Annotated in this window: 22 protein-coding genes; 6 read left to right on the top strand and 16 right to left on the bottom strand. The window is 67.4% G+C overall.

Annotated elements, in window-relative coordinates; all coding sequences use genetic code 11:
• Nucleotides 1–11 precede the first annotated feature (11 nt).
• The 5 genes from I4J89_RS47800 to I4J89_RS47820 all read right to left on the bottom strand — a co-directional run bounded on the left by I4J89_RS47800 (nucleotide 12) and on the right by I4J89_RS47820 (nucleotide 5376).
• Nucleotides 12–455: a hypothetical protein gene (locus tag I4J89_RS47800; RefSeq protein WP_196420854.1), complete on the bottom strand. Its 444-nt coding sequence runs from the start codon at nucleotides 453–455 to the stop codon at nucleotides 12–14.
• Entirely contained in the window at nucleotides 452–721 is a 270-nt protein-coding gene (locus I4J89_RS47805) for a hypothetical protein (protein ID WP_196420855.1), read from the bottom strand. Before I4J89_RS47805 ends, I4J89_RS47800 begins: the two co-directional genes overlap by 4 nt.
• Nucleotides 722–1118: 397 nt before the next feature.
• Nucleotides 1119–1685, bottom strand: coding sequence for a hypothetical protein (locus tag I4J89_RS47810; RefSeq protein WP_196420856.1), 567 nt, complete (start codon nucleotides 1683–1685; stop codon nucleotides 1119–1121).
• Nucleotides 1686–1832: 147 nt separating this feature from the next.
• Nucleotides 1833–2423, bottom strand: coding sequence for a hypothetical protein (locus I4J89_RS47815; RefSeq protein WP_196420857.1), 591 nt, complete (start codon nucleotides 2421–2423; stop codon nucleotides 1833–1835).
• A 304-nt stretch (nucleotides 2424–2727) separates the two neighbouring features.
• Nucleotides 2728–5376: a glycoside hydrolase family 3 N-terminal domain-containing protein gene (locus I4J89_RS47820; RefSeq protein WP_196420887.1), complete on the bottom strand. Its 2649-nt coding sequence runs from the start codon at nucleotides 5374–5376 to the stop codon at nucleotides 2728–2730.
• A 768-nt stretch (nucleotides 5377–6144) separates the two neighbouring features.
• Between I4J89_RS47820 and I4J89_RS47825 the strand changes: the two genes are divergently transcribed.
• Both I4J89_RS47825 and I4J89_RS47830 read left to right on the top strand, forming a co-directional pair.
• Nucleotides 6145–7287, top strand: coding sequence for a TRADD-N-associated membrane domain-containing protein (locus I4J89_RS47825; protein ID WP_196420888.1), 1143 nt, complete (start codon nucleotides 6145–6147; stop codon nucleotides 7285–7287).
• A gap of 1392 nt (nucleotides 7288–8679) precedes the next feature.
• The gene (locus I4J89_RS47830; protein WP_196420889.1) at nucleotides 8680–8997 is read left to right on the top strand and encodes a hypothetical protein; all 318 of its coding nucleotides are present in this window, start codon (nucleotides 8680–8682) and stop codon (nucleotides 8995–8997) included.
• 287 nt (nucleotides 8998–9284) lie between these two features.
• Here the strand turns inward: I4J89_RS47830 and I4J89_RS47835 are convergent, their stop codons facing one another.
• The 9 genes from I4J89_RS47835 to fxlM form a co-directional block, all read right to left on the bottom strand.
• On the bottom strand, nucleotides 9285–9860 hold the full coding sequence (locus tag I4J89_RS47835; protein WP_196420890.1) for a hypothetical protein: 576 nt from the start codon (nucleotides 9858–9860) through the stop codon (nucleotides 9285–9287).
• 88 nt (nucleotides 9861–9948) lie between these two features.
• Nucleotides 9949–10389, bottom strand: a complete 441-nt coding sequence (locus I4J89_RS47840; protein ID WP_196420891.1) for a hypothetical protein — start codon at nucleotides 10387–10389, stop codon at nucleotides 9949–9951.
• A gap of 37 nt (nucleotides 10390–10426) precedes the next feature.
• Nucleotides 10427–10663 (bottom strand): hypothetical protein, encoded by a 237-nt coding sequence (locus I4J89_RS47845; protein ID WP_196420892.1) that lies wholly within the window; start codon nucleotides 10661–10663, stop codon nucleotides 10427–10429.
• 998 nt (nucleotides 10664–11661) lie between these two features.
• Nucleotides 11662–12579 carry a hypothetical protein gene (locus I4J89_RS47850; protein ID WP_196420893.1) on the bottom strand — a complete coding sequence of 306 codons (918 nt, stop codon included), beginning with the start codon at nucleotides 12577–12579 and terminating at the stop codon, nucleotides 11662–11664.
• Between the two features lie 137 nt (nucleotides 12580–12716).
• Entirely contained in the window at nucleotides 12717–13547 is an 831-nt protein-coding gene (locus I4J89_RS47855; protein ID WP_196420894.1) for a thiopeptide-type bacteriocin biosynthesis protein, read from the bottom strand.
• Nucleotides 13548–13565: 18 nt separating this feature from the next.
• On the bottom strand, nucleotides 13566–14807 hold the full coding sequence (locus I4J89_RS47860; RefSeq protein WP_196420895.1) for a lanthionine synthetase C family protein: 1242 nt from the start codon (nucleotides 14805–14807) through the stop codon (nucleotides 13566–13568).
• Nucleotides 14804–17836, bottom strand: a complete 3033-nt coding sequence (locus tag I4J89_RS47865) for a lantibiotic dehydratase (protein WP_196420896.1) — start codon at nucleotides 17834–17836, stop codon at nucleotides 14804–14806. Before I4J89_RS47865 ends, I4J89_RS47860 begins: the two co-directional genes overlap by 4 nt.
• A 91-nt stretch (nucleotides 17837–17927) precedes the next feature.
• The gene (locus I4J89_RS51895) at nucleotides 17928–18149 is read right to left on the bottom strand and encodes an FxLD family lanthipeptide (protein WP_309238795.1); all 222 of its coding nucleotides are present in this window, start codon (nucleotides 18147–18149) and stop codon (nucleotides 17928–17930) included.
• Between the two features lie 63 nt (nucleotides 18150–18212).
• Complete coding sequence (gene fxlM, locus I4J89_RS47875; protein WP_196420897.1) at nucleotides 18213–19424, bottom strand: methyltransferase, FxLD system; 1212 nt, start codon at nucleotides 19422–19424, stop codon at nucleotides 18213–18215.
• A 281-nt stretch (nucleotides 19425–19705) separates the two neighbouring features.
• Here fxlM and I4J89_RS47880 point away from each other — a divergent pair, with 281 nt between their 5' ends.
• Nucleotides 19706–21085, top strand: coding sequence for an NsdA family TPR-like regulatory protein (locus I4J89_RS47880; RefSeq protein ID WP_196420898.1), 1380 nt, complete (start codon nucleotides 19706–19708; stop codon nucleotides 21083–21085).
• 1528 nt (nucleotides 21086–22613) lie between these two features.
• Here I4J89_RS47880 and I4J89_RS47885 read toward each other — a convergent pair.
• Complete coding sequence (locus I4J89_RS47885) at nucleotides 22614–22931, bottom strand: hypothetical protein (RefSeq protein WP_196420899.1); 318 nt, start codon at nucleotides 22929–22931, stop codon at nucleotides 22614–22616.
• A 392-nt stretch (nucleotides 22932–23323) separates the two neighbouring features.
• On the opposite strand from I4J89_RS47885, the gene I4J89_RS47890 reads away from it, so the two are divergent.
• Both I4J89_RS47890 and I4J89_RS47895 read left to right on the top strand, forming a co-directional pair.
• Nucleotides 23324–23776: a hypothetical protein gene (locus I4J89_RS47890; RefSeq protein ID WP_196420900.1), complete on the top strand. Its 453-nt coding sequence runs from the start codon at nucleotides 23324–23326 to the stop codon at nucleotides 23774–23776.
• Nucleotides 23777–24312: 536 nt separating this feature from the next.
• Nucleotides 24313–24657: a hypothetical protein gene (locus I4J89_RS47895; protein WP_196420901.1), complete on the top strand. Its 345-nt coding sequence runs from the start codon at nucleotides 24313–24315 to the stop codon at nucleotides 24655–24657.
• A 31-nt stretch (nucleotides 24658–24688) separates the two neighbouring features.
• Here I4J89_RS47895 and I4J89_RS47900 read toward each other — a convergent pair whose 3' ends face one another.
• Nucleotides 24689–25024 carry a hypothetical protein gene (locus tag I4J89_RS47900; RefSeq protein ID WP_196420902.1) on the bottom strand — a complete coding sequence of 112 codons (336 nt, stop codon included), beginning with the start codon at nucleotides 25022–25024 and terminating at the stop codon, nucleotides 24689–24691.
• Between the two features lie 15 nt (nucleotides 25025–25039).
• Here I4J89_RS47900 and I4J89_RS47905 point away from each other — a divergent pair, with 15 nt between their 5' ends.
• Complete coding sequence (locus I4J89_RS47905; protein ID WP_196420903.1) at nucleotides 25040–25609, top strand: hypothetical protein; 570 nt, start codon at nucleotides 25040–25042, stop codon at nucleotides 25607–25609.
• Nucleotides 25610–25792: the final 183 nt, after the last annotated feature.

The following is a 25792-nucleotide window of genomic DNA, read 5'->3' on the forward strand; positions in this document are numbered from 1 at the left end:
CGGCTGCACGGCTATCCGGAGGGGGTCGTTAGGTACGCGCGGATCGAAATGGTGGTGATGCTGCCGTCCGGTGCTCGGTCGAGTTGTCCCTTGGCGATGAGCTGCCCGATCCGCGACTTGTGGACGCCGAGCATCGCGGCGGCGACCGAGTGAGAGACCGTCTCGGCTGCGGGGTGCCCCACGGAGCGGGCCACGGCCCGGCCCAACGGTGTCGCCCACCATCGGTCGTCCGGGTTCTCCGGGACGATGCCTGCGACGGCCAGGTCGGTGACGACCTGCGCGGCCTCACGGTCGTCGCCGGATAGCAGTTGCCCGGCCCAGAGGGGTGCACGCTCGTGGACCATGGACGTCAGGGTGAGCGTCAGGTCGGGACCGAGTAGGGCGCCGAGAGCCTCGGCAGCCGCGCCGACGTCGCGGCGCAGCTGCCGAGTCAGGATCTCGTGGTCGGAGGTCATCGGAGACCGCCAGTGGGGCGTGACTCGGGGCTGGCCGGCCGGATGGAGTAGTTCAAGCCGCCGATCCACAGGTGGACGCCGTCGTAGTGGCCGTCCTCGTCCTCGGTGAGCTCGCCGAAAACCTCGGTCAGGCAGTCTTTGGTGATCGTGATGGTGTTGCCCTCGACGTCGATGTAGTAGCCGTTGCCACGGAAGGCGGCGTCCTCGCTTAGGTGCTCGGCCATGTCGACATCGGCCAGGTTGATCGTCACGCACTCGCTAAACATGGCGTTCTCCCACTAGACGATGTCCGTCTAGTCTGACTAGACGTATAGCGTCTAGTCAAGGCGGTTGGCGTGATGGGTGACTTGCTAGCTCGCGACCGGCCCTAACGATCTTGGGTTGAGAAACAGGCACTCGCGTGACCAGTATTCGCCTTCCGCAGGGCGGCTCTGAACTAGACTAGTTCCCTCGCCCGCTGCCGGGCGTGGCGGTAGGCCACGATCTGGCCTGGGAGCGAGTCGTCCATGCATGCCTCCCTTTTCGCGAGGCGGCGAGAATCCCTCGATGGGGTACGCCGCCGGTTTGCAGGACAGCGTCGTCCGATGCGCTGGTAGCCGTAAGGAACCTACGTTGGCATGGTGATTGCCTCGCCGATTCAGTGCCTCGCACCCAGCGGAGCTGTCAGTACCAGACGGGCCAACTGCGGCCACCTATCGGAAGTTGATCGTCGAGTTCCCATACCGCGGCCTGGTGGAGGCTTCTCCCTACCGCGAACGCAACGTCGAGTGCGTCGGGTTCTCGGCAGCCGCGGCGTTTCTGGTGCCAGAAGCTGGACGGCGAACCAGTTGTTGGAGGATGGAGGTCACCCAAGCCCAGCTTTCCGGCCACAGTTAGGTGGCGGGGGATATAGAGGTTGGCGTCAAACCATTTCGTCTCGCGGTCAGTCCATGTGCCGGCGTAGAGAACGGTTGGCTCGGAGTCGAGGCCTAGGGTCATCCCCAGGGCGCGGATGGCGCCGAGTTCAGTGAACCAGGCCTTGGGATCGGTGCAGACGTGCTCGACGCGCCTCCACCATTCCAGGATCTCTGCGTCGGACCAGACTCCTCGGCCGGCCAGCGAATACTGAGGTACGGAGATCAGGAAACCGGTGGTGGGCAGCGTGCCGGGGCGGATCTGGACCGTCGCCGCCTCGTCGCGCAGCTGGCTGAGTACGTCAGCCGATCCGCCATCCTCAGCGCCATCCGTCATCTGGTTCTGGTTCCTTCTCTAGCGCCGCAGAGCTGTTTCAGCTGTGTCGACCTGGTCAGGTTCGCGATGGAGGGAGCTCGGGCAGCTGTCCGAGCTGTCGTGTGTGGTGTGGCGGAGAGGGCTGGACGAGGACAAAGTTTCGCTTTTTCAGGTGTAACGGAATTGCTGCGCTGTGGATCTCGTGTGGCACGGCGCCCACTTCATCTTCGATCCTTTGGCGTTGCCGCTGGAGATGCAGATGTGTACGCGCTGGTGCTGCCAGGCGCCGAGGGACTTGAGGACCACGGTTCGTGGCTTGGATCCGGCGAAGACTTCGAGGAGTTGGTAGCTGCCTCTGTTGCAGGGATGGCTGCGTACGTAGCCGGTCCGCTGCGCGCGCGAGTCCAGGCAGTAGGGGTAGGTGGATGGCAGTTTGATCTGGATCAGTCGGTGACCGTTGTGGGCGCCGCGGCCGACGCGCTTGAGCGCGGATCCGACGAGGCCGCAGCCGTTCAGCGATACCGGGGTGCTGGTGTCGAGGGCGAGGAACATGCACAGCGCGCCGCGTTTGATGGACTGCCACCACACCGCCTGAGCAGGGGCGGCCGCGAAGCCGAGCAGCAGCAGAACGGACGCGGTCGCGGCGATCGCTGCGCTTGCCCAGGTGGTACGTCTGGTCCGGAACCGGCCAGTCCACTGCGGGGTGGGATTGCTGAGGCCGGCCCGGGTTTGCGGGGTGTCGACGGTGGATTGCTGCACGGTGACTCCTTCATCGCCGATGGTTGATAGGCAAATGGGGGACGCGGTGGGTACAGCTGGATGTGGTGCCGAGGGGCATTGGCTGCCTGCAGGCGTGGCCGGCGGTGGCACCGCCGCCCGGGGGGACGGCGTTGGCGGTGGCTGGGTCGCTGGCGCGGCGGTCTGCTGGTCTGCGGGGCATGGGCTGGTTGCTTGTGGCGGCCGGCGGACCGGCTTCGAGGTGCCGTGGCGGTTCTGTCTCTTGGCGCGACGGTGTGTTGTGGGCCGGACCGGGCGGGGTGGTGCCCGGTCCGGCGGTCCGCGGTTAGGAGCCGATGAACCTGGTCAGTGTCGTGACGGCCTGGTGTGTTCGCCCGGCGTCGTGGGCGCGGTCCGCGTCGGCGATAACGGCGGCTCCGTTGGTGGCGCCGGAGCCGGATGTCATGCGGGCTTGGGCGGTGTCGTGCAGGACGGCCAGGAGTTCGTCTTGCAGCGTCGCGTCGCGCGTTGTGGTGAAGGCGTGTTCGGCGAGCCGGACGGTGGACGTGCTGGCGCGTAGTGTCGCGCCGTCCCAGTGCGCGGGGGTCAGCAGGGCGCGCATCGCTGCGGAAGGGCGGCGGCCGGCGGCGTCGGCGAGGCGGTCGCGGCCGTCGCCGGTGCGCAGGCCCCAGCCGTAGGGGTACAGCGGCTGGTAGTTCTTGTCGCCGGCGTTGGTCGGCACCTGGTCGACACTGGCGGGCCAGGTCATCGGCAGGCGGCCGGTGAACGGGCGCTTGCCGAACAGCACGTCGGCGACACCGGTGCCTTCGCTGCCGGGCAGCCAGGACGCCACCAGAGCCTCGATCTTGCCGAGCTGGTCGGTGAGGATTTGCGGGCGGCCGGAGACGACCAGCACAACGCATTTCGCGACGGCGTCGCAGACCTTGTCGATCGCTGCTTTGTCGGACGGCTGCAGGGTGAGCGCTTTGGTTTCCTGCTGCGCGTCGGTGCCCCACGGCCAGGCCGGGCCGCCGACGTCGCCGTAGCCTTCGGCGTACGGGGTCTCCCCCACCACCACGACACCCACATCCGCGCCCGTGATCGGCGCGGACGCATCAGCGCTGAAGGTGAGCTGAGCGCGCGGCGCGACCTGGCGGATGCCGTCGAGGATGGTGGTGCCGGGGATGGTGTCTCCGGAGCGGCCCTGCCAGTCAAGTGTCCAGCCGCCGGCCTGGTTGCCGATGTTGTCGGCGTTACGGCCGGCCACGTAGATCTTCGCGTCCGGGCGTAGCGGCAGGACGCTGCCGGTGTTCTTCAGCAGCACCTGCGACTTGGCGACCGCTTCACGGCCGATGGCCCGGTGCTGGGCGCTGCCGACGACATTGGTGCGGGCCGTCGAGGCGTACGGCTGGTCGAACAGGCCAACCTCGAATTTGCTGGTCAGGATCCGCGAGACGGCGTCGTCGATGCGGGCCATGGAGATCCGCCCGGCGGTGACTTCCGCCTTCAGCAGGGCCTCGAATTGTGGGGCGGTGTTCGGTTCCATGAACATGTCCACGCCGGCGTTGACGGCAACGCGAACCTGGCCGGCCGTCGGCTCCGCCGCACCGGCGGGAGCCGTCGGGTCGGGCAGCTGGTGAATGCCTTCCCAGTCGCTGATCACGAACCCTTTGAAGCCGAGCTTGCCCTTCAGCGTGCCGGTGAGCAGGTCGCGGTGGGCGTGCATCTTGACCGGGTTACCTTCGCCGTCGTCGGTGAAGTCGACGCTGGAGAACGACGGCATCACGCTGCCGGCGCCGGCTCGGATGCCGCGCAGGTAGGGCGGCAGGTTCGTGCGGGCGAACGCAGCGCGGCTGCTGACCGTGACGCCCTGGTCGATGGCGTAGTCGCCGGAGCCGGTGCCGTATCGGGTGTCGCCGTCGCCGGCGTAATGCTTGACGGTCGCGAGGACGCGGTCCGGGTCGTCGAGCTGTTTGCGGCTGCGGCCCTGCAGGCCGGCGACCGCGGTGGTCATCCGTGAGACCAGGGCCGGGTCTTCGCCGAAGCTTTCGTAGGTGCGGCCCCAGCGTTCGTCACGGGACACGCAGACGCACGGCGCGAAGTTCCACGGAATTCCGGTGGCCCGGACCTCGGCGGCGGTGGCGTGATAGACCCGCTCCACCAGGTTCGGGTCGCGGGTGGCGCCGAGACCGATGTTGTGCGCGAAGACGGTGGCGCCGTGCACGTTGCCGTGGCCGTGCACGGCGTCGACGCCGTAGATGATCGGGATCTGCAACGGCAGGCTCATCGCCGCTCGCTGCAGTGTGTTGACCATGCTCACCCAGCCGGCCAGAGTGTTCGGGGCGGGTACCGAGCCGCCGCCGGACAGCACGGAGCCGAGCCGCAGCTCGGCCACCTTGGCCGGCTCATCGGCGACGGCGGCGCGTTCGGCCTGCGTCATCTGGCCGACCTTGTCGTCCAGGCTCATCCGGGAGATCAGGTCCGCGACGCGCCACCTAATGCTCAACCTCGGATCGAGGTAGGACAGTCCGTTCGCGTTGATTACCACGGTCGGCGCGGACGCCACGGTGGCCCCGGCGGTGGACGCGGTCAAAGTCACAGGGATCGTCTCGGCGGTCTCCGCGGCCCGGTCGCGGCGCAGCGCAACGCTGATGGTTTTGCCGGTGCCGGGGTGGCTGCCCTTGGCGAACGTCACCGTGCCGGCTACCGCGGTGTAGTCGGCTCCGGCCGACGCGGTGCCGGTGCCCGTGCGGTAGGCCAGCGTGGTCTCGGTGGCGAGCGGCTTGCCGTCGCCGGTGGCGACGGTCAGGGTGATGGTGCTGCTCTTGCCTTCGCCGGCCTGGTAGTACGCCTGGTCGGTGCTTACCGTGACCAGCTGCGCGTTGCCGGCGGCCAACGCGCCCTGGCCGGGCAGCACGGTGGCGGCAACAAGACCGCTGGTGAGCAGCGCTGCGCGCCGGAATAACTGGCGCCGCAGATTCTGACCTGATGGCATGCCGTTCCTCTCTACGGTGACGGGATCAGCCGAGGGGACGGTGCCGGCCTGCTGTGGCATAGCGCTTCGCCGGAAAAGCCGTCCGGAACGGCCGCTCAGGGAAGATGGACCGAGGGGCGGCAGCCTGAGCTGCCGTACCCAAAGCGGTCGGCAAGCTCGGACGCTTCGCGACGGCCCATGGTGAGGGCGCCACCACTGGCCTGCCCCGCCTCGCCAGCAGACCGTCCCCCAAACCAGCGGTGGCTCCCCCGCCAACGACCTTGCCCCGTCACGGTCAGCCCCGGAAGTTGTCTGCGGCTGTCCCCGGTAGACCTGACACGCAGAGCGCCGCGCCTCAGCAATCCCCGCGCCGGAGGAAACCAACTAGTCAACAAGCACACTGGCATAACGGTGTACCTCGCTATTCGCCGCCGAGCGTGCATGCACCTTTTTCCATCGGCAGTCAGACTCGGTGGCAGCCCTCCGGGCTGCTCAGCGCGCTGAACTGCCGATGAGAGTGTCACCCAGCGTGAACCGAATACGCTCGGGCCGGGACAGGACGCAAGATCGGTGCGCTAGGAATCACAGGAGGCACCTTTTGGGTTACGATCTCGCTTGACCTCAGAGAAGGGCTGCGCGACCATGAGTGACCCAAGTACTAGTGCTCCTACATCAGATCGAATTGTCAGTCCTGCGTCGCGAAAAGAGATGCGCCGAAAGGGTAGGGTCTTCGTCTCCGGGGAAGCGCTTTTGATCTCGATAGATCTATCGCAACTAAGTGACGCAGCCATGGATGAGCTACGCGAAAAATTGAAAAAGAAATTGTCGAAGTTCCGCCTGTCGACTCTTGTCAAATTCCGCCTAGGGTCCCGTTATGTAATAGATGGTATCGACGTTACAGCGAAAAAGATTGAGTTTCGGATTTTCGCGACACCATTAAGCGTAGCACCACGGCCCTCACTGGTTTGGGACCTTTCAACTACAGCTATTCGGAGAGGTGAGCCTAGCAGCGCATGGATATTCAAGGCCGACGGAGCGGCAGAAGCGTTACGCCGCTGGGTTAAGCGCGCGCTCAAAAGTCGTGACGATGCAATCTGGGCTCGGTTGATTTCGAGCTGGGTTCCCGGGGAGGGGGTTGAGCTATCGCTTCAATCGAGCAACGCCCTGGAGGCCGAAACAAGAAATGAGGTGGACCTGCTCAGGCGGCGATATGCGGCGATTCATACCCGCATGCCACTCGCCCTCCTTGCGGCGGCTGTCACCTCGCTCGTTGCCGTAATTGCCTGGGTGCGACCTCTATTTGAGGATTCAAGACCTGGTCAATGGACAATAGCCGTGCCGCTGACCATAGGCGCGATCCTTCTATGGATCGCCCCCTTCCCGTTGCTGCTCGGCGCCCGCCGGCTTGAACAGGAAATGCAGTCTAAGGAGAATTCTCTTGATCTAGTCAACCTGCTCAATGACGACGAAAAGAGGGCTTTCCGGCTATTTCAGATCGACAATCTGGAGGTCAGGAGATACTACGAGCAGGCCCTTAGGCAGCGACGCCTGATATTCTACGTTGGAATCCTGTGTATAATTGCTGGGTTTGCCTCGATATTCGCCGCTTTCCGTCTAATCACCGCCGAGAGTCAGGAGCAAATTTCGGAGAAGATTGTGGTTGCCTCGCTGGGTGCGGTGGGCGGGATATTGGCTAATTTTGTAGGGTTGATATTTCTCAGGATGTTCTCGTCCGTCGTTCAGTCGATGGTCGACTTTCATAAAAGGCTCGTGGCGACCCATCATGTCGTTTTCGGGAACCTCCTAGTGGCGAAGATTCAGGATGCAGAGGTGCGGGATTCGACACTGTCGCAAATTGCCCAGGAGTTGTCGCGATCCTCAATGGCAGACGATCCTCCCAAGCCTGAAGAACCGGCGTCCGGCCCCGCATGAAAGACAAGTTCGGAGCTTAGGTAGGAGGTTGCGGAGCTGCAAATAGATAGACTCAAATGCCGCGATGCTCATGCGTAAAATCCGCCGCTCTGGTTGAGAGTGCCTGACCCATCCGGGCCGCGAAACCGCTGCGGATCTCATGCACGCTTCTGCCGCTGTCCGAGCGCGCTGGCCACCCACAAGCACGTCACGGACCGTAGCCGGGCCGCGGCGCTCGACATCCGACTTTGCCGAAGTGCGGACATCCAATAATTTCTCGCGAAGACCTTCGGAGTACGACCCCATTCGTACCGGTTTTCAAGACCGGCCAGTGCAAAGTGCTGACCTGCATGAACACTGATGGCTGCCCCAATGTTGTCGCGCTATGGTCGCCGCCGACCCTGGCCGTGCGGGTCACGCGGATATGTCTCCTTCGGAGGGCGGCGTGGGTAATGGCCCTTAATCATGCTTCTGACCAGGGCCGGAACCGGCCTTTGCCGTTCGGCGGGCTGGGCTTCGGCACGTATTCGGCACGGCATGTCCGGTGACCTTGAAATCAGGGTGAGGGCCGGAGGCTTCCCGTCGCGCGGGCTCTGCCCAATCGGGCCGGCTACCCGGTCTGATTGCCTCCGGCGCGTGGCGGGAAGGCTTCCCCGAGCGCCCGCCGGAGGCGCAGTTGTTCCTCAGCTGGCCGCAGGCCGCCCCCGGCAGGGCCGCCGAGGCATCCCTGTCCGTCGATCGTGTGAGAGGCTAGCGCCGCTGCTTGCTGAGGTAGAGAACCAGACCGAATCCCACAGGCATGGTGAGTAACGCCACCGACGCAGCCATAAAGGGGCCTTCAGCGTCCATAGCTACAAAGGCTGCCGCGACCAGACCCGGCCAGACAAATGCCGCGATGATTAGCAGAATCGCCTTCCGGCCTAGCTTCAGCTTAGGCCGGTCTGTCTGTGGCAGCCGCTCCATTGAGTCTCCATGTCCGGAAGGCCGACTGTCGATTTCCGAGGGTGCAGTACTCGGCGCGCTGTGGCAGATCCCTGCCAGCCCATCGGTCTGGGCGAATCTAGCACTCGGCGTGGCCGCGGCGCAGTAACCAGATTTGGTCCCGCAGCTACGTACAGCTATCTGAAGGCCCGGTTGTCTCCTGTCGAGGGGATGGCCGGGCTTTTGCGTCTGCGCGGCCGGGGTCGACGCCGAAGCCGCAGGCGAGAGGCGTCGATCCCCGGGCCGCGCCTTGAGAGATGTAGAGGAAGTTCTCACCGGTCTACAAGACCGGCCATGCCGTCTCCCTGAGCTGCTGAAAATCTGAGTAGAGGACGATCCTGATCGCCCTATGGTCGCAGCTCGATAACCACCTTCGCTCTAACCCCCACCGTATGAGCGACTTACGTTTGCAAGTCGGACCGGAAGTGCGGAGTGCTGGCCGAGCCGCGCAGGACCGCCACGCTGTTGGCCACGGCTCGCCGGCTGGAGGCCGCGGCGATGGACGACGCGCTGGATCTGTTGGACTCGCTGATGGCAACCCGGCTGATCGGCCCGGCTCGGCGGGTCACCGACCGCGCCCGGCTGGAGGCGATGCCGCGGTTGGAGAAGGCGTCGAGCACGCTGATGGTGGTCGCCCGCAAGATGCTTGACCTGCTCGACGGCGTGGCCGGCCTTGCGGAGCACTCGCCGCCGGCCGACACCGGGGTCCACCATGAACGTTCCGCGCGACCAGCGACCGTCGCAATCTAGACCAACTTTTGGATTCCTGGTCGCGCATCCGTCAGCAACGCCCCAGGTACGCGTCCCGGACCGGGTGGCCGGCGGGTGAGGGCGGGCAGCGGGGGAGAGCGAACCGGGCGAGGCAGACCAAGCGAAAGAGGTTTGCCGGCGAGCCGAGACCAAGGCCGCCCCACAAGCTGCCAAGGACGAGGGGGAGCGGGCCGTCAGTGCGACCTGACGGGCGATCTGCCCGTCCGATACCCCTGCCGTCGGGCCGGCACGGCAGGCGCGATTGCTCAGGCCGCGTCTGGCCCTCGTCACGGGATGCCGGTGCGGTACTTCATCGCTCCCACCTTGGTGCCGAACATGAAGAACAATGCTGTGAAGACCTGAACCTGCTGATCGGCGGTCAACGGTTCCAGGACCGGCGCGACGTCCGGCTCGTCCAGGTCGCCGGCGCTGGCGGTGCGCTGGTTGAAGATGCTCTTGGCCGTCTCGTGCTCGTGGTCGCTGTAGGTCATCGCGTGCAGCTTGCGCAGGTCGAACTCCGGCGGAAACGGCCGCCGGACCAACTCCATTGGATAGCGGGCCGACATGATCCGCATCGCGGTGTTGACCACGTGGACCGCGAGCAGGGGTCCCAGGCGCAGGTTTCGGACCATCGCCAGCAGGTCGCCGAGCGGGACAACGTCTTGCTCGATGCTGATCGGGGTGTTGATGTCGTTGTCCAGCCGTTCCATCGCCAGGGCGATGTTCTCCAGCACCTGGCCCGGCTGCAGGAGTAGCCGGTCGCCGTCGCTGATGCTCGCCCGGTGGTGGTAGCGGTCCAGCAACTCCTTGACGGCCTGCTGATCGTCCTCGGGTTCCGGCCCTGGCCTTTTGAACCACTTCATGCGTCACCTCGCCGCTCGTGGTCGCCTGACTACACAGGAGACATAGCGTATCGACACCCGCTGACGTTCTCGGGCGACGAAATCGTCTTCAGGCAGTGCCGTACCAGGTGGTGACCCCGTCCGGGGTCGGTCCGGGCGACCAGTGCAGCCCGGTGACGTTGTCTTTGACCTTGACGACCCGGTCGGCCCAGGCGCAGGCCTCGGTGTCGGATTCCACCGTCACGCCGTCGCCACGGGACAGGGCCCGCACCAGCCGCCATCCGTCCGGGTAGCAGTGCAGCATGAACTGCTCGCCGCTGAGGAAGTCCATGGTGGCCCAGCCGCTGCCGGGCGGCCCGTCGAGCGGGTGGGCTTCCCAGTCGATCGTGGTGTCGCCGATCCACGGCCGGGCCCACTGCTGGGCCTGCTCGCTGGTCAACGGGTCGGCGGTGCGCGCCAGCAGGGGGCCGACGAACACATGCCGGTCGCCGAACTGCAGCACATAGGTTGTGCCGGTCGCGGCTGGTTCCGACGCTGGTAGATCGCCCACTTCCGACCTCCCTGAAGTTGACCGTCATTGATACGCGTCAGCATCGCAGAGGGGTACGACAGAACACACCGACGCTACGCGGCGGTGTCGCTGAGGTGATCGGCGAGCCGATAGCCGGGAGATCGGCCGAGGCGGGCGCCGTCAGTGTCGTAAGGATGTGCGGGCTCATCACCAGGGTGATGTCGGCGGTTTTGGCGAGGCGGCGCAGCAGCCGCCACACCGCGCCGCGATCCAGGGACCGGCCGCTGGCGGTGGCGATCAGCGGCCGCCGCACGCCGGCGCCCGCGGCAGCGGGCAGGACGGGAAGCCGGGCGACGGCCAGGTCGTCGCGGGCGGGATCGCCACGACGTGATCACCCGGAAGGGGACACCACAGCGGTCTCTGAGCTCGGCGAGCAGTGCGCGCCGGTGGTTCGCCACCGCAGGTGTGCTCGCTGCCATTTGTCGAAGCGCGGGGCGTGGCACGGCAGGTCAGCCGGACGGCGGGGGCGGCGAAAGGTGCAGGGCACATTGATGCGTGCTTTGCACCGTGGGCAGGTGAAATCTTCGTGGCGGGGTTCTGGCTGTGCGGTGGTGCCGGGCAAGTGCTCCTCCTGGATCTCGGAGCGCATATCCCCTGAAAACGTGGGCTGAACCGGACCGGCAGCTGTGGGTTTCAGCCCGCGCTTTCCTGGACCCGGCGGCCACCTGAGCGAACACTGACGGCGCCCGCCGTGTACCTGCCGGTCAACCCGAGATCAGCATCCCGACGTCCCAGCCGGATTACTGCCGGGGACGTACTCGTCGTACCCCATCCGTACGGTGTCGTGTCGTGACATTCAAGACCCAAGCCGAGGAACAACAGCATCTGCACCGGCTGCTAGACAGCCTTCGCGGTCAGGGTCCGCCGGCCGGATTCTCTCGGCCCAACGTGAGTGTTGTCTTGAGGCCGTTGAGACAGCATTGAGTGTGGGCCGAACGAGACCCCGACCACGAAAGCTGTCTAGATCTAGGTTGCCGTCACGTGCCAGCACCCATCGCCTGTCTACCCGCGGATCAGATTTGCAGGACCCCTGATGTAGCGGTTGATCTGTCGTTCGGCGCCGGTTAGAACGACACCGCCCGATCCCGAGCCGAACGGTGGTCGGGTCTACTGAGGTCGGGTCTACTGAAGCAGGAGCGCAGGCGCCGGCGTCGGCAGTCGCAGAGCGGGTGGCAACCGGGAGCCGGCCCGCGGGCCGGCTCCCGTGCGGGCAGGCCCGTCGTCCACCGTCTGGGTGGTTCGGGTCGTGGGTTATACCAGTTGTGTGGCCGGGCGACTGATTACCAGCTCGACCCGACCCAACAGGTTGTTCACCTGTGTCAGCTCGCTGGCGGAGAGGTAGCCACGGTCGAGGCCGCAGGCGTCGACGAGGTGTTGCAGGTGGAGGATCTGTGCCTCGATTGCGCTGGCGCGGCAGACGGGGTGGGCCAGGACGTCGCGCGCTGCGTACCCGTCGGTGGAGGCGAGTCGGAGCAGGCCGGTGGCGACGGCGAGCGTGTCCGGTTGGCCGGTGCCGAGTGCGTCGATGAGGCTCAGTCCCAGGCGGGTCCAGAAGACGGCCAAGCCGGGCTCGGGGTGGATGCTGTGGGTGAGCAGGCTGGTGTCTACGCGGTGGCCGGGAGTGCAGAGCAGGGTCAGGCAGCCTGTTACGGCGTTTTCCCATTGCTCGCCGGGGAGGGTGCTGCGCAGGAGTTGGTCAGCCTGAGCGTGACGGCCGGCGAGGGCGTGGGAGATGACGGCGATCTGCCGACCGTCGAGCATGTTCGCGCCGATGGCACGGTGCTGGCTGAGGCGGTTGCGGGCCTCGTCCCATCGCCCGGCGGAGGCTAGGGCGTGGGAGCCGGTGCCCAGCAGGACTTTCCAGAGCCATTCTCGGAGCTCACGGTGGGCTTCTACCGTCTGGGTCAGCTCTGCGGTGGGGATGCCTATGCCGTCGATGGTGATGTCGCTGCGGCGGGATACCGCCTGGAAGAGGTTCTCCAGCATCGTCCAGGCGCCGGGTCCGTCGCCGGCCCGGATCAGGAGCCGGGCCAGGTTCACCACCGGTTCGAGGGCGTGATGGCCGGCGTGTCGTTGGGCGAGGGCTACGCGGGCGAGGCGGTGGCACCACTGGCGGGCCAGGTCGTGCATGCCGACGTCGGAGGCGAGTAGGGCAGCCAGATTGAACACGGAGACTGCGGCCGCGAGGCCGCCCGTGGCTGCGGCTTTGTCCGCGATGACGTGCAGTCCCGCGATGCGCTGGGGTAGTGGTGTGCAAGCGGGCCGGGGCCGGGCGACTAGGGGGAATCGGCGGGCGGTGATGTGGTTCATCTGGTGGCCGCCGTTTCGATCGTGAGGGAGGCGGTGGGATCGGGCCCGAAGACGACGGTCTGGGCTGCCGTGGCAAGCGCGGCCTGGTCGACGGCGCGGACGCCGTGTCGGTTCCAGGCGAAGATGATGTGGTGGGCAAGCACATCACGTAGTCCTCGTTGAAGGTGGCCGTCGTCGTGAATGCGGCGGATGGCGGCGCCGGTGGTGGCGAACGCGTTGATCCACGCTTTGTCGGCGGCCAGCGAGGCACCGATGGCTGTCAGGCTCTCCGGGGCCACCGTAAGTAGTCGGCGGACGGCATCGAGCACGGCGATGACGTGGTCCGGATCGACGGGGTCACGGTGCTTGGCTACCTGCGCCCAGACGGCGCCTTGCTCGTACCAGTCCAGGCCGGCGGCCCGCATCATGGTGGTGCACAGCAGGATCGACATTTCCCGGCGGCGGGTGGATGACGGTTGGTCGGGTCGTGCGGTCAGCAGGTGCCGGCTGTCGAGGTGCCATAGCCGGTGCGCGATTCGCATCGCCCGGGGGCCGCCGAAGGCTTCAGTCTCCGGTTCGTAGATGACGTCGACGACCTTGGTGAGATGGCCGGCCCCGCATAGCGCGGTGAGGCTCGCGGTGATCCCGGCGGGGGCGTCGGCGCCGGTGCGGGTGGGCCGGTAGCGCAGCCGCCACTGGGTGCCCTTGCGCACGATTGACCAGGCGCTGATCAGGCCGCGGGCTTCGGCGGTGGCGAGGATCGGGATCACGTGGGTGGCGGCGCTCTGTTCGGCGGTGCAGTGGTCGGTGAACCCGATGTCGGTCTGGTGCCAGGCGGACGTGCTCACGATGGCCTCCGTGGGGGTTCAGGCGAGCAGGAGGAAGGCGTCCCAGGTGGTGACGCAGGCGTTGGTGTGGGCGGTGTGGAGCGCGAGCGCGATCCCGGCGGTGCCGTCCATGAGTTCGGGTGAGTCCGGTGGCGTGGCGGCGAGTTGCCGGGCCACGTCGTCGGCCAGGAGCGGAAGTTCGCTGGCGAGCTGTTCTGCCAGGTGGGGATTGGTGCTGGTAGCAATGGTGCGCCAGGTGGCTTGCAGGAGTCCGGCTTTGCCGTGGCACAGGCTGCCTTCCGGCAGTGCGGCTCGCTGGTTTGGTGCCCGGAGCGAGGCGAGCATCGCGGCTTCGGCTCGGCGGTGCCGGAGGCTGTCGTTCAGGGCGTGGCCGGCTAGTTGCTGGGCGCGGGCGGCGCCTGCGGTGCCGTAGCACCAGGACGGCCGGTGCCGGCGGGGCGGGCCGGGGTCGTCGGTGACGTATCCGGGCCACCAGGGGCCGCCAGCGGTGTCGTCCTCGTGCTGGTGCTGGTCGGTCCAGTCGCAGAGGCGGGTAAGCGCTTCGAGGACGCCGGGTGGTTGCTGCCCGGCGAGCACGGCCAGGGAGAGGAGGGCAATGACGGCGCTCATGCCGTGAGCGGCGCCGAGGTTGGCGTGGCCATGCGGGAAGCGGGGATCCGGGAGGCCGCCGAGCCCGGAGTGCAGCCACCACGGCGGCCGGTTGCTGTGCTGGTCGAGGGGTTCGGTGATGCGGGCCAGGTAGGTCAGCACGTCGTGGGTGATCGGGTGGTCGGGGTGGCGGTGCAGGTGGTAGGCGCCGAGTCCGGTCAGGCCGTGCACGAGGTCGAACTCGCGCATTGGTAGCGGGTCGCCGCGGTCGATGCGGGCGTAAGCGGCGTCGAGCCGGTCTCGGGTGAGCGCGCTGGTCCGGTTGTCCAGGGTCGTGAGTGTCCGCTGGCAGCCGCCGATCGCCGGAGCCGCGATGTGCAGCAGCAGGGCCAGAGTCGGGACGCCGTAGAAGAGGTTGGCATTGGGTCCGACGCTGATGGGAAAGTCCACGGCGGCACGGACCCATCGGCGGGCGACCGCCACGTCACCGTGGCCGGAGGCGGCCCGCTCGAGGTGGAACAGGGCGATGCCGGCAGCACCGCCGGCGAGAGACGGCGGCAGGGTCCGCCAGTCATCGGCGATCCTGACGATGGCCGGGTCGGCAAGCTGGTCGGCGGCGGCGGTGAGGAGCGGGCCGAGCTTGGCGGCGACGGGTGTGGTGGTGGCGGTCATGAACGGCTCCTGGTTCGGGCGCTCCAGCTCAGCGCGGCGGCGCGGGCGAGGTGTAGGCAGACACCTTCCGCGTCCCGGTCTGGTCCGGTGAGGCGGGTGTGGTGCAGGTGCAGCAGGTCGGGCAGCAGGGTGGCCGGGTCGGTTCCGGCAGCCTGGCGCACGTCGCGGTAGGCAGCCAGCGCTGTCGCCCGGGCCCGCCAGGCGGCCAGGATTCCTTCACCCCACGGCGCGGCGGTGAAGGCGGTGCGCTCGGGGTCGGCAAGATGAACGGCCTGGTTGTAGACGGGTCGCGGCGGGGCGGTGCGCTGGGGCCGAGTGTGCTCGGTCAGCCATCGGCAGGCTGCGTCCGGGCCGCCGAGGACCGCGGTGACGATGTCGAGCATGCTGGCCGCGGTAAGCGCCTGCGGGTGGGGGCCGTTGCTGCTGCCGGTGGCGGTGAGCTGAGCGATCACGGCGGCCGAGTCGGCGGCGAATACCGTCTGCGCGGATGGGTAGGCGTGAGACCCGCCGAAGCGGCTGACCTCGGGGAAGTCGGTGTCCAGTTGGACCCGGACAGTCAGGCCGGCGGCCCGCAGATTCTCCGACCATCGCTGGACCGGCGCGGTGCGGTCGCCGGTGAGCCGGAGTCGCAGGTGCTGGTCGGGATCGTGGTAGCGCTGGAACCACCATTCGCCGGGCTGGCCGCCGAGCAAGTCGTCCAGGTGGCCGGTGAGGACGTGGTCTTGCTGGTCGAGGCCGGCGTAGACCTTCAGGTAGGTGTGGTGGCCGCCGGGAAGAAAGCCGTGCTGTCGGACGCATGTCGCCTCCGCGGGTAGCGTCGGTGCTGGAACGGGCGGCGACGTCGCGACCAGCGGGACGACGACCTCGTGGGGCCGATCACCGATCCATCCCGCGCCGGGGGGCGCTTCGCGAAGCACTGTGACCGGGTAGCGGGCCAGGTAGTCGCGCAGCAGCGCCTGATGGGCGGGCTCGTCCAGGTCGAGCGCCAGGCGCTGGTCACTGCTGCCCACCGAAACCTGCGACGGGCAGCCGGTGAGCTCGCGCCAACGCGTGAACTGGCCTAACCAGTTCGTCCAGCTGGCACCGGCCGCTGGCAGGTCGTTACTCGTCAGCCGCCAGCGGGCGGCACTGAGGATGGTACGACCGTAGCGAAGCCGGGGGTGGTAAGGCAGGTCGTGGGCGGCCGGGCCCCAGTCGAACGGATGGCACGGTGCGGCCAGCGCGGTGGAGGCCTCGGCGAGGAAGCGCGCGAGCGGCGTCATTTGCCGTGCCGGATCCGCTGCGGTGAACGGTACCAACTGGATCGGTCGACGCCGGGAGAGACAGATCAGGTAGAGCCGGTGCGGGTCGGCGATGACGGCGATGTCGTTGACCGTGATCTGCTGCGGGTCGTCATCGGTGTGGTACTCCCCCACTGGGGTCAGATGCGGCAGCACCTGCGGCGCGCGGGCGACGTCCATGCTGATCGCGTACCGGGTTGGGGAAACCAGCTGCGACAGTAGTGCGCCCTCGGTGATCCGTGGCGTCCCGTCGGTGTAGGCGGCGGCCATCCGCTGCTGTTCGGCGGGGTCGAGAAGATCTAGCATCCGGCCGGTGCTCGTCCCGGCGTTGCGGGATGCCCGAACCAGCGTAAGGGTGAACGCTCCGGCTCGGATGTCGAGCAGGGATGAAGCGTGTACCCGCACGGTGAGTTCGGTGGAAGCCTGAGCCGTATCCGGGGCTTCACCGCCCACCTGAGCGAGCAGGTCGTCCTCGACGACGATCTCTCGTTGACGGGCGAGGGCCGCGCGCTGGGCCAGCGCGACCAGGGCGCGGTCGCGGCCGGTGACGGGCGGAGAGGCTGCCGGGGCGGCGCCGGCGAACCCGGCGGGGTAGTCGAGTCCGCATACGGGGTCGACGGCGTCACGGACGGGCACCAGCGCGTACGGGCCGAAGCGTTCGAGGAATCGGCGGTGCCACGCCGCCCAGCCGATCGGCGCGGGAACGGAGAGGCGGGTCAGCGCAGCGGCTGCTCGGGCGGTCTCGCGTGTGACGATCGGCGGTAGAACTATTTCGGCATCCAGCCGTAGATCCACAGCAACCGCGGGTCTGTCGCTGACTATGGCGGCGGCCGCGGCGAGTTCGCGCCGGTCGCTGGTGGCGGCTGCCCGACTTCGGGCCTGGTCGTGGCGCCGTTTGAGATGAGCCACCCGGCGGAGCACGTTGACCACCTCAGCGGCGGACTTCGGGACGGGGGTCTCGGGGGTGGTCTGGTCGGGCAGGCGGTTAAGGACGGCCAGCACTGCCGCCAGCGGGTCGGTCGCGGTCATCGATGGCCGCAGCTCGGTGACGAGCAGCCGTTGCTCCAGCAGGTGGCCCAACAGCCGTTCGGCAGCCGCTGGCGACACGTCGCATCCGGCGGCGACCTTGTCCACCAGGTCCGCCCACCGCAGTGGCGAGCAGGCACTGTGTAGCGCCACCCGGACGGCGGCGGTGACACGGACCCGCACGTGGACGGGTGCGCCTTCTGCGGTGCTGCTGGCGCGGTGCTCGAGCACGATCAGTTCGCCGCGTTCGGTCAGCAGGTCGTTGGCATGTACCAGCAGGTCCTGACGGAGTTGTCGGTCGGCCTCCAGGCGGGCCAGGGCTTCGTCGAGCCACGGGGTCCGGATCCGGGCCACCGGTCGGTGGTTGTCACCGACGTGGGCTGTAGCGGGCTCGTGGGCGGTGGCCGCGGCGACGCCGGCGAACAGTCCGTACGGGGTGGCTCGGGTGGTGGCACGCAGCAGGTAGCGCATGACCGCCAGGACGACGCGGCGGGCATCGCGTTCGGGTGCCGTGCCGGCGAGCACGGCGTGGATGCGCTGGGTGAGGTCGGGGCTGGCGTGGTCGACGGCGGCCGCGAACCCGGGAATCTGCAGGGCTTGACGGATCCATTGCGGCCACGATGATGCCGCATCGCTGCTGATCAGGTCCGGCCATGCCTTGACCTGATCAGGGCGGCAGACCGCCGCGCGGATCAGCAGCGCATTGTCCAGGCTCTGGTACACGACCTTCCCCTTTCGAGCTGAAGCCGGGGTGAGTCCGGGCCGGCCGGCAGGTCGGCCCGGACTCGTTCGTGTTACGCCGCTGCCCGTTCGGTCAGCAGCTGTTGCAGGCGGACTGGCAGGTGCTGCCGCACCCGTCGTCGGTCATCTTGATGATGTGCCCGACGGCGTCGCCGGCTTCGACGAAGGTGATATCGAGGTCGTCGAGGAAGCCCTCGTCGCTGATGACCCCGGTCGTGGTCTCGGCCGCGACTTCGAGGACCTCGTCACCGAGCGAGGGGCTGATGACGGGCGGTGCGATCGGCGGTGCTGTCACTGCAACCTCCTGGATGGGAGTTGGGGTGGGTCCCTCCGGCCAATGTGAGGCCGGAAGCTCATGTCAGGACCAGCTGACGGCGAGAGTCCCGTGGGGCTTCTCGCTACGCCATCCGGTCAGGCCGGCGGTGTCGGCCTCGGCCGGGTAGTAGGTGATGCTGGCGGCGCCGCGGTAGAAGTGGTCGGTACCCCAGGCGCGGATCAGTTGGAGCATCTGCTGGCCGACCTTCTCAGCGTCTGATCCGTGGGCGCGGACTCCGGCTTCGTAGCCGCCCGGTTGGTTGTCGCTCTTCCGCTTGATGCGGTAGGCGAAGCTGCCGCCCTGCACGAGGACCGGCATGCCGTGGCGGACGGCCGGGTCGACGAGGCCCTCGTCGACCGCTTTCTGCGCTGCGCGCAGCATGACCATCCCGGGGCCCCCGGTGGTGAGCTGGAACAGGGCGAGTTCGTCGGGCATGTCGAAGGGGGTGCCGGCCCACAGGTCGACGGGCGGGCGGTGCAGCGCCTCCCGCAGCGCGGCCAGGTTGAAGTCGGCCTTGTGCTGCGGATCGACGACCAGGCCGATGTCGTCGGTGAGCTGGATCAGTTGCTCGGTGGCCGCGCCGTCGCCCTGCATCGGGACGAACGCGGCGAGCCGATAATTGCTGGCCGTCAGGATGTCGCCGGTGCGGCCGAAGGTGATCAGCCGTGTGATGCCGGAGAACCGCAACGGCACGACGAGCAGACCATTATCGGTGAGCTGTTCGAACCAGGCGGGCGGGATGTCGAAGGCACCGACCGTCACCAGGATGCGGTCATACGGTGCGTGAGCGGGCACGCCGTGCTCGGCGTCGGCCAGCACGACGTTGACCTGGCTGTAGCCGGCTTCGTTGAGGCAGGCTCGGGCCCGGTCGACGACGCCTTCGTCGATGTCGACGGACGTGACCGAGCCGGTCGGGCCGACGAGTTCCGCGATCAGCGCCGCGTTGTAGCCGCCGGAACCGATCTCCAGAACGCGCATGCCCGGCTCGATGCCGGCCATCTCCAGTTGGATCGCCTGGATGTGCGACGCCGAGACCACACTCGACTGCCGGCCGTCGGCGAAGTGCACCGCTTCCAGGGTGGTGTGCGTGTCGTACACCCGCTTGAGGTCGGTCTCGCCGGGGGCGAATAGGTGCCGTGGCACTACTGAGAGTGCCCTCGCCACGTCCTCGTCGTGTAGCAGGCCCTGATTTCGCAGAGAAACCACCATCGCGGCACGCAGGGCAGCGGGATCGTTTTCGCGGGTTACCGACATGAGCGATTCTCGATTCCGATGTTGAGCTTGAGTGGGAGGCAATTCTGGCAGGTAGAAATAGCGGCAAGTGTGTAGTGCCGGTGCCGGGCGCGCCGCCCCGCAGCGCGATCATGAAGCGCCCTGACCAGGGGCGAAACATGCAACTTGCAGATTCCGGACCCGGCGGAGAGGTAATCCGCGCAGGCATCCACAGTGAACCGTGCGGCGCTCGCATTGCGTAGGTACTTGGTAGATCAATGCGTCTCATCCGTCTCAACCTGACTGCCGGAGGAGTCCCGATCATGCGTACTGCACCGCTGGAAAGGAACTACGCCCTAACGAAGATCATCGAAGAGGCAGGGTGTAGTTATGGGGCGCTGGCGGTCGCCGTTGAGGGTGTGGCCAGGGAGAGCCGGGACCATGATCAGACAGTCACCAAGACAGCTGTAGGCCATTGGGTGGCCGGCCATAAGCCGGGGCAGAAGGTCATCGGGTATCTCGTGGAGGCGTTGTCTCGAAGGGTTGGGAGGTTACTGACTGCGGCCGACATTGGGCTAGCCTCCGACTTGGACCCGATCATCTGCCAGGACCGGCTGCCACCTGACCCAGTCGCCAGCCTCGTCAACTTGGGAAGTGCCGACGTGGACCGCCGCACCGTGATCACCGGAGCCGCCTACTCCATCGGCGCGCTCCTTCTGCCTCTGGACGTGCTACGGGAACACGCCGATCGCAGTCAGCGAGCGGTACGTCTGCGAAGCACCGTCGGCGACGGTGAGCTCAAGGCAGTCCGCGACATGACGAAGGCGCTGACCGACGCCGACGAACGGCTCGGCGGCGGACACGCCCGGACCGCCGTGGTGGAGTACCTCCGCACCGACGTCGCCGGCTACCTGTCCAGCAGGTTCGCCTCCGCCACGCACCGCAAAGACATGTTCGGCGCAGCCGCCTCCCTGGCGTACCTGGCCGGCTGGAAGGCGCACGACATCGGACGAGCTGGCCTGGCTCAGCAGTACTACCTCCGGAGCTTCCAACTGGCTCAGGAACACGACCCCCGTGCACATGCCGCCTACGGGCTACGGATCCTCGCTCACCAGGCGATGGACCTTGGCCAGCACGCGCACTGCGTCGACCTGGCTGACGAGGCCTTGGCGCTGACGCGCGGGAATGTTGATCGAGGGCTGGAAAGCCTCTTCTGGTTGACCGCCGCCCGCGCCCGGGCTGCGGCGGGATCCCCGGCCGAAGCTCGTACCGCGCTGCGAACTGCTGAGGCACTCATCAGTAAGGCACGAGCCGAGCAGGCGCCGAGATGGGCATCGCTCGGAGGGCCGGCGGAGGCACGCCTCGCTCACCAGGCGGGGAAGACCTTGCAGGCACTTAACGACCTGGCCGCGGCGGAGACGCAACTGGCCAGAGCTGCGAGCTGTTGGGACGAAGCCCGCTATCCCCGGGTATATGCGCTCGCGATGGCGGATCTTGCCGAGACGCAGTGCAGGCAGGGCCACGCCGAGAAGGCATGCAAGACGTGGGACCTCGCCCTGGACAGCATGGACGGAATCCGCTCGTCCCGTACCCGCGACGCCGTAGTGGCCTTGCGGCAGCATCTGGCGCCCTACAAGCTGCGCGGGTTGGCCGCTGCGAAGCGCCTGGACGCGAGGGCAGCCAAGATCCTCGCGGCGACGTAGGTACGTTTGCAGCCACAGCAGACTGTCTAATTGGATCTCGAAACGTTTTCGCAGCCCGGGGGGATGCATTCGAGGCCGATACCGGCATACGGCATGCGGTCGGGGGGATGGTTCTGCCGTGGTGCGCGGCTCGATCCGTGGATGGCGGCCGTTAAGTGGCTGTCTCGCTACCTGTTCCCGCAGCTAGCGCAAACGTTGGTCGACTGAGCTCTGTCAATGCCGTTCGTATGAGCGTCACGGTGACGTCAAATCAAACGCTGCGGAGCTACGGCCGCCGCCCAGCTTGATCCGGCACACGGATCTAGCCGACATATGCCACCACGCGGCACACTGACTCCTACTAGCCAGCCAGCCAGCCCGTGCCGGCCACGCCGACGAACCGAAAGAAGCCTCATGACCGACCCGACCCTGCAGCCCTCCGACCAGCGCATCCTTGCGACCCACCTGATCGACACCCTGGACGGGGCGCTGTCGGAGCTGAGCTACCACTTCGACACCGGCCAGTACACAACCTGCGGGACCTGCGGCTATAAGGTGCCCGCCGCCGACGCCTCGTTGCGCCCGGTACGTCACCAACGCGGGAATCCCGGCCAACCCAGAGTCTGGTGCGAACCTTCAGCGCCGTCCCCGCGAACGCAGAATCGATCCTAGACCCGATCTTGAAGTAGCGAGACAGGCACTAAGTGGTGTGCACAGCCCTCTGCTCAGCCGTGGGCTAGGTTTCTGCGAGATCGTCGGCGAGGGCGGGGGGCTAGCTCGCCTGATCACCCGTGCGGGCAGGTCCGTGCTAGCTCTGCGGATACGCGTTCAATGACAGCCGCCGAGTTACCCGGGTCCCGTGTGTTGCCAGGAGCTGCAGTTGGGATCCCGCCGCCCGCATTGACGGTCCACAATGGTGACATGGCCTCCGTTTCCTCGACATGCTGCCCTCGCTGTGGCACGGCGGCGCGCGTGCGGTCGGTGCCCGCCGAGTACGCCGCCGGCGTGAGCGTTACCGAGACCTACACGCGTTTTTCCGTTAATGGGGGCCGCTACCGAGGACGTAGCCGAGGCCGGTCGGTCCAGCACACCGTGCTGGCTGGTTACCTCGCTCCCCCGCCGGCGTTGCCGTCGCCGGCGGGTGTCGCCGTCGCCGCAGCCGTGTTGGCAGGTCTTTCTGGGTTGCTGGTCGTCGCCGCGACCCTTCCTGGCAGTTCCGATCTGGGAGCATGGTTCCTGGCCACGGTCACTGCGGCACTAGCCGCACTATGCGCGCTGGCCGCAGTTCGCCGACAGCGCCGGATCCAGCGTGAAGGCGCGCTGATGGTGGCGGCATGGGACCTATGGCAGCACACCTTCTACTGCACGGGATGCGGCAACGTCTTCCTGCCGGCCGGCCGAGTGGTCCCCGCTCCCCGACTGCACGCGGCACTGCGGACCACAGCTGCCCACCGACTTGCCGCTGCCTCCTCCGCCTCCTGAGCCGTTCGGGCAGCAGCGGAGGAGCGGGCCACCACTGGCTATGACGGTTGCATTTGGCCCCGCCAGCTCAATCGCTCAACCCACTGAGCGCGTAACCGGCACCGATTAACAACGCCAGGCCTATCCCCGCTGACACAAGCACGCGCCGCATCGCGCGGTCGAAGGTCGCCTGGTCCGCTGCGCGGTGTAGGTGGATCACAAAAATGGTGGCCGGGACGAAGGCGAAGCCTGGAATGACGAAAATCGCCAGGTTGAGAAGAGGCGGGGATGCGCCTCTAGTGGCGGCGCCCAGCAATGCCACCACGACAACAGCCCAGCCAACGCCCGGCATGAGGGCCGCCTTGGCGAGCGCGCGTCGGAACTGGGTGCCAACCTCCGTAGCCATGCATCCTCCGCATTTGCTTGGTCGCTGAACCAAATACCGGAGACCCTTCCATTATCGATTACCGCCACGCCGCAACATCGACGGCGCTACGAAACAGGGGGCATAACTAGGGATGCCGGACATCCTGGCCAGGCCAGCTTTCGAAGACGTACGGCTGAGCTCGGCCCACATCACCGACTGACGGCGGACGAGCAGGAGGAGACGCCGGTAAGGCCGGCCGATCCCGAGTGGAGACCGTCAGTGCTTGACGAACGGGGCATCTATTCGAGCAGGCTGTCAACGGGATCTTCCCCACAGTACGGCTAGTTGATCATCATCCTCATGATCACCTAGCGTCTCGCCGCATCAATCTCACACGAGTTGCTTCCGCCGTACTGATCGGCGTTTCGATGATGGGTGGTCTCGCTGCGTGCGGCGAGAATGATAAGACCTCCTCACCGGCACCGGCCGCCACAACCGCCGCGGCCACCACGGACTCGTCCGCGCCCGCGGCCCCCGCCGCCCCCTCCGATGAGGAGATCTGTACAGCCGTCGAGAAGGCGAGCGCGGCTTACGGCGAGGGGCTGGTGGCCCTGGCGGCGAAAGCCACCAACAACGGTGCGGACCTTCCGCTCGCCGGGAGCAAGAAGGTCCTGAAGGGCCTCGCGGCCTCCCTTACCAAGGCGGCCGGTGACAGCGAGACCGCGACCGCGGAGGCGGTCAAGAGCCTTGCCGCCTCGGTAGCCAAGGCCGCCAAGGACCCGGCGGACCCGATCGGCGAGTACGACAACAACGCCAAGACGACCCTGGGCCGCACGCTGGTCAACACGGTTTGCGAGGAAGCCGGCGTCGACACCGCTCTCTGATCCGGCCGCGATGTCCCGGTAGGCGGTCCGCCCCCGGGACACCACCGTCTCAGGAGATCGCGAACAGCGGGGTGCTCAGATAGCCGCCTACCGGTGTCCGGCAGGACGACCACTATGGCCTTTTCCCCGCGTCTAAGGGCCGCCCAGGTGGTCTGCGTACGACAACCAGCGAGTCGTTGCATCTACTGCGACTCTGCACAATGAGCTGGTGCAGGTACGGTATTCGAGTTCTGCGGTATTCGTCGATCTTTCGTTGAACGTCAGCGTCCCTCTCGCGGATGACCAAAGCGGAACGCGCAGGGTGCAATGAAGGTGTGCTGACCTTCCGTTCTCGCCTGGCCGCTGCCCGTACCGCGTGGAAGAGCGGTGTACCGGCGTCTCCACCCACCGCGCCGACTGGCCGCCAGCGGCACGGCCGGAGGCTGAAGGCCGCTGAGCCGCCTCGCGTACTGCTGCGGCGGCGTCTGGGCCGCTGAAGGCTGATTGTTTCAAGAGGCCGAGCAGGGCTGGGCGGTTGACGGCCCTACGCTAACGTCATGATCACGCCCGCGTTCGGTCCCGTCGAAGGCGCCACCCCGGAGGTCGCCGCCGCCAATATGAACTCGTTCCTCGACGACGTACGCGAACACGCCGCGCTCAACGGCGAGGTCCGTGGCTACACACCGCAGACCGGCGAACCGGTCCGCCGTGAATCCCTCGACGCGGACGGCCGGTACGGCTGGGCTGTCGAGGTCAACGGCAAGGAAGTCGAGGTGCTCATGCCAGGCGTGGAGGAGTCGCTGCTGCGCGGCCTCGCCGACACGGTGCCAGCCCTGCGCGTGAACGACGAATGGGCGTGGTGGTCCGGTGCCGTCCAGTCCGCAGTGCCGCTGCCAGGGTGAACGCGGTGGCGCCCGGGCGGAGCCACGGGTGTCAGCGCAGCGCAGCGACTGCGTCGTGCAGTTCGCGCCGGCCCAGGGCCGTCGGGAAGCGGACCGCCAGCACGCTGTCGAGCGTGCGCAGTTCCTTGCCGATGCGGGCCGAGCCGGTGAGCGCGGCTGCCGTGGCGCTGCGCAGCCCGAGCGCGGTCGCCCGGTCCGGCTCCGGCTCCTTCGTGGCCAGCACCGTGTTGGCGAGTTTGGCCAGCAGATGTCCGTGGTCCCGGCGTAGGCGCTCGCCTGTTGCCTTGATCTTGTCTTCAAGGATGCGGACGGCCTCGGCTGCCTGCCCACAGGCTCGATAGCCGCCGGCGGACTGCTCCTCCAGCACGTCCAGGCTGTACCGGTGCAGGTAGATAGGCGCGGCGGGGTCGTGATCGGCGGGGTGTTCGTGCAGCAGGGTTGCGGCGTCCTCGACCTGTTGCTGGAACCGGGTGGCGTCGCCGTAGAGTTGGCCCGTATCCGGGTGCTCCTCGGCGAGAGCGACGACGCGGCCCGCCGCGGTGACAAGACCGTCATCGCGTTCAGCGACTGCCGGTACGAGTGCCCCGACTTCGCGACCATGGCGCGGTGCGTCGACGCGATCAAGGAGAGCGACGACAAGCTGCGCGCCCGTCCCGAGGACCTCATGCTGTGGGACTGGGACACCACGTACGTGCAGTTCCGCAAACCGCAGGACCCGCAGGCCGGCGGCGGCACCGTGTTCCTCGGCGTCGCCTGGTACGAGCAGGAGTTCTTCACCGAAGGCGGCCAGGCCGGGTTCAGCCGCATGCACAAGAAGATCTACGAGCTCATCGGCATCGCGCCGGAGGCGATCAGCATCCAGCACTTCCTCGCCGCCGACGTCGCCCAGTTCACGGCCACCGAGACGGCGTCCGAGTCGCCCGCCGCGTTGACCGCCGCAGCGACGGCCTAGCCCGATGAATCCCGCCCGTCCCGCGCCACGGGCAGCGCGCGGGACGGGCACCCGTTCAGGAGGCGCGACTGGCTACCGGCTCCCCCGCGGGCAGCGCCACCGCAGCGGCGGTGACCCGACGGCCAGCGAGCGCCGCGACCCCGGCGGCGGCGATCAGCAGCACCCCGGCGCCGGCGAACGCGG

This window comes from Actinoplanes aureus (assembly GCF_015704865.1).
Taxonomy (GTDB): domain Bacteria; phylum Actinomycetota; class Actinomycetes; order Mycobacteriales; family Micromonosporaceae; genus Actinoplanes; species Actinoplanes aureus.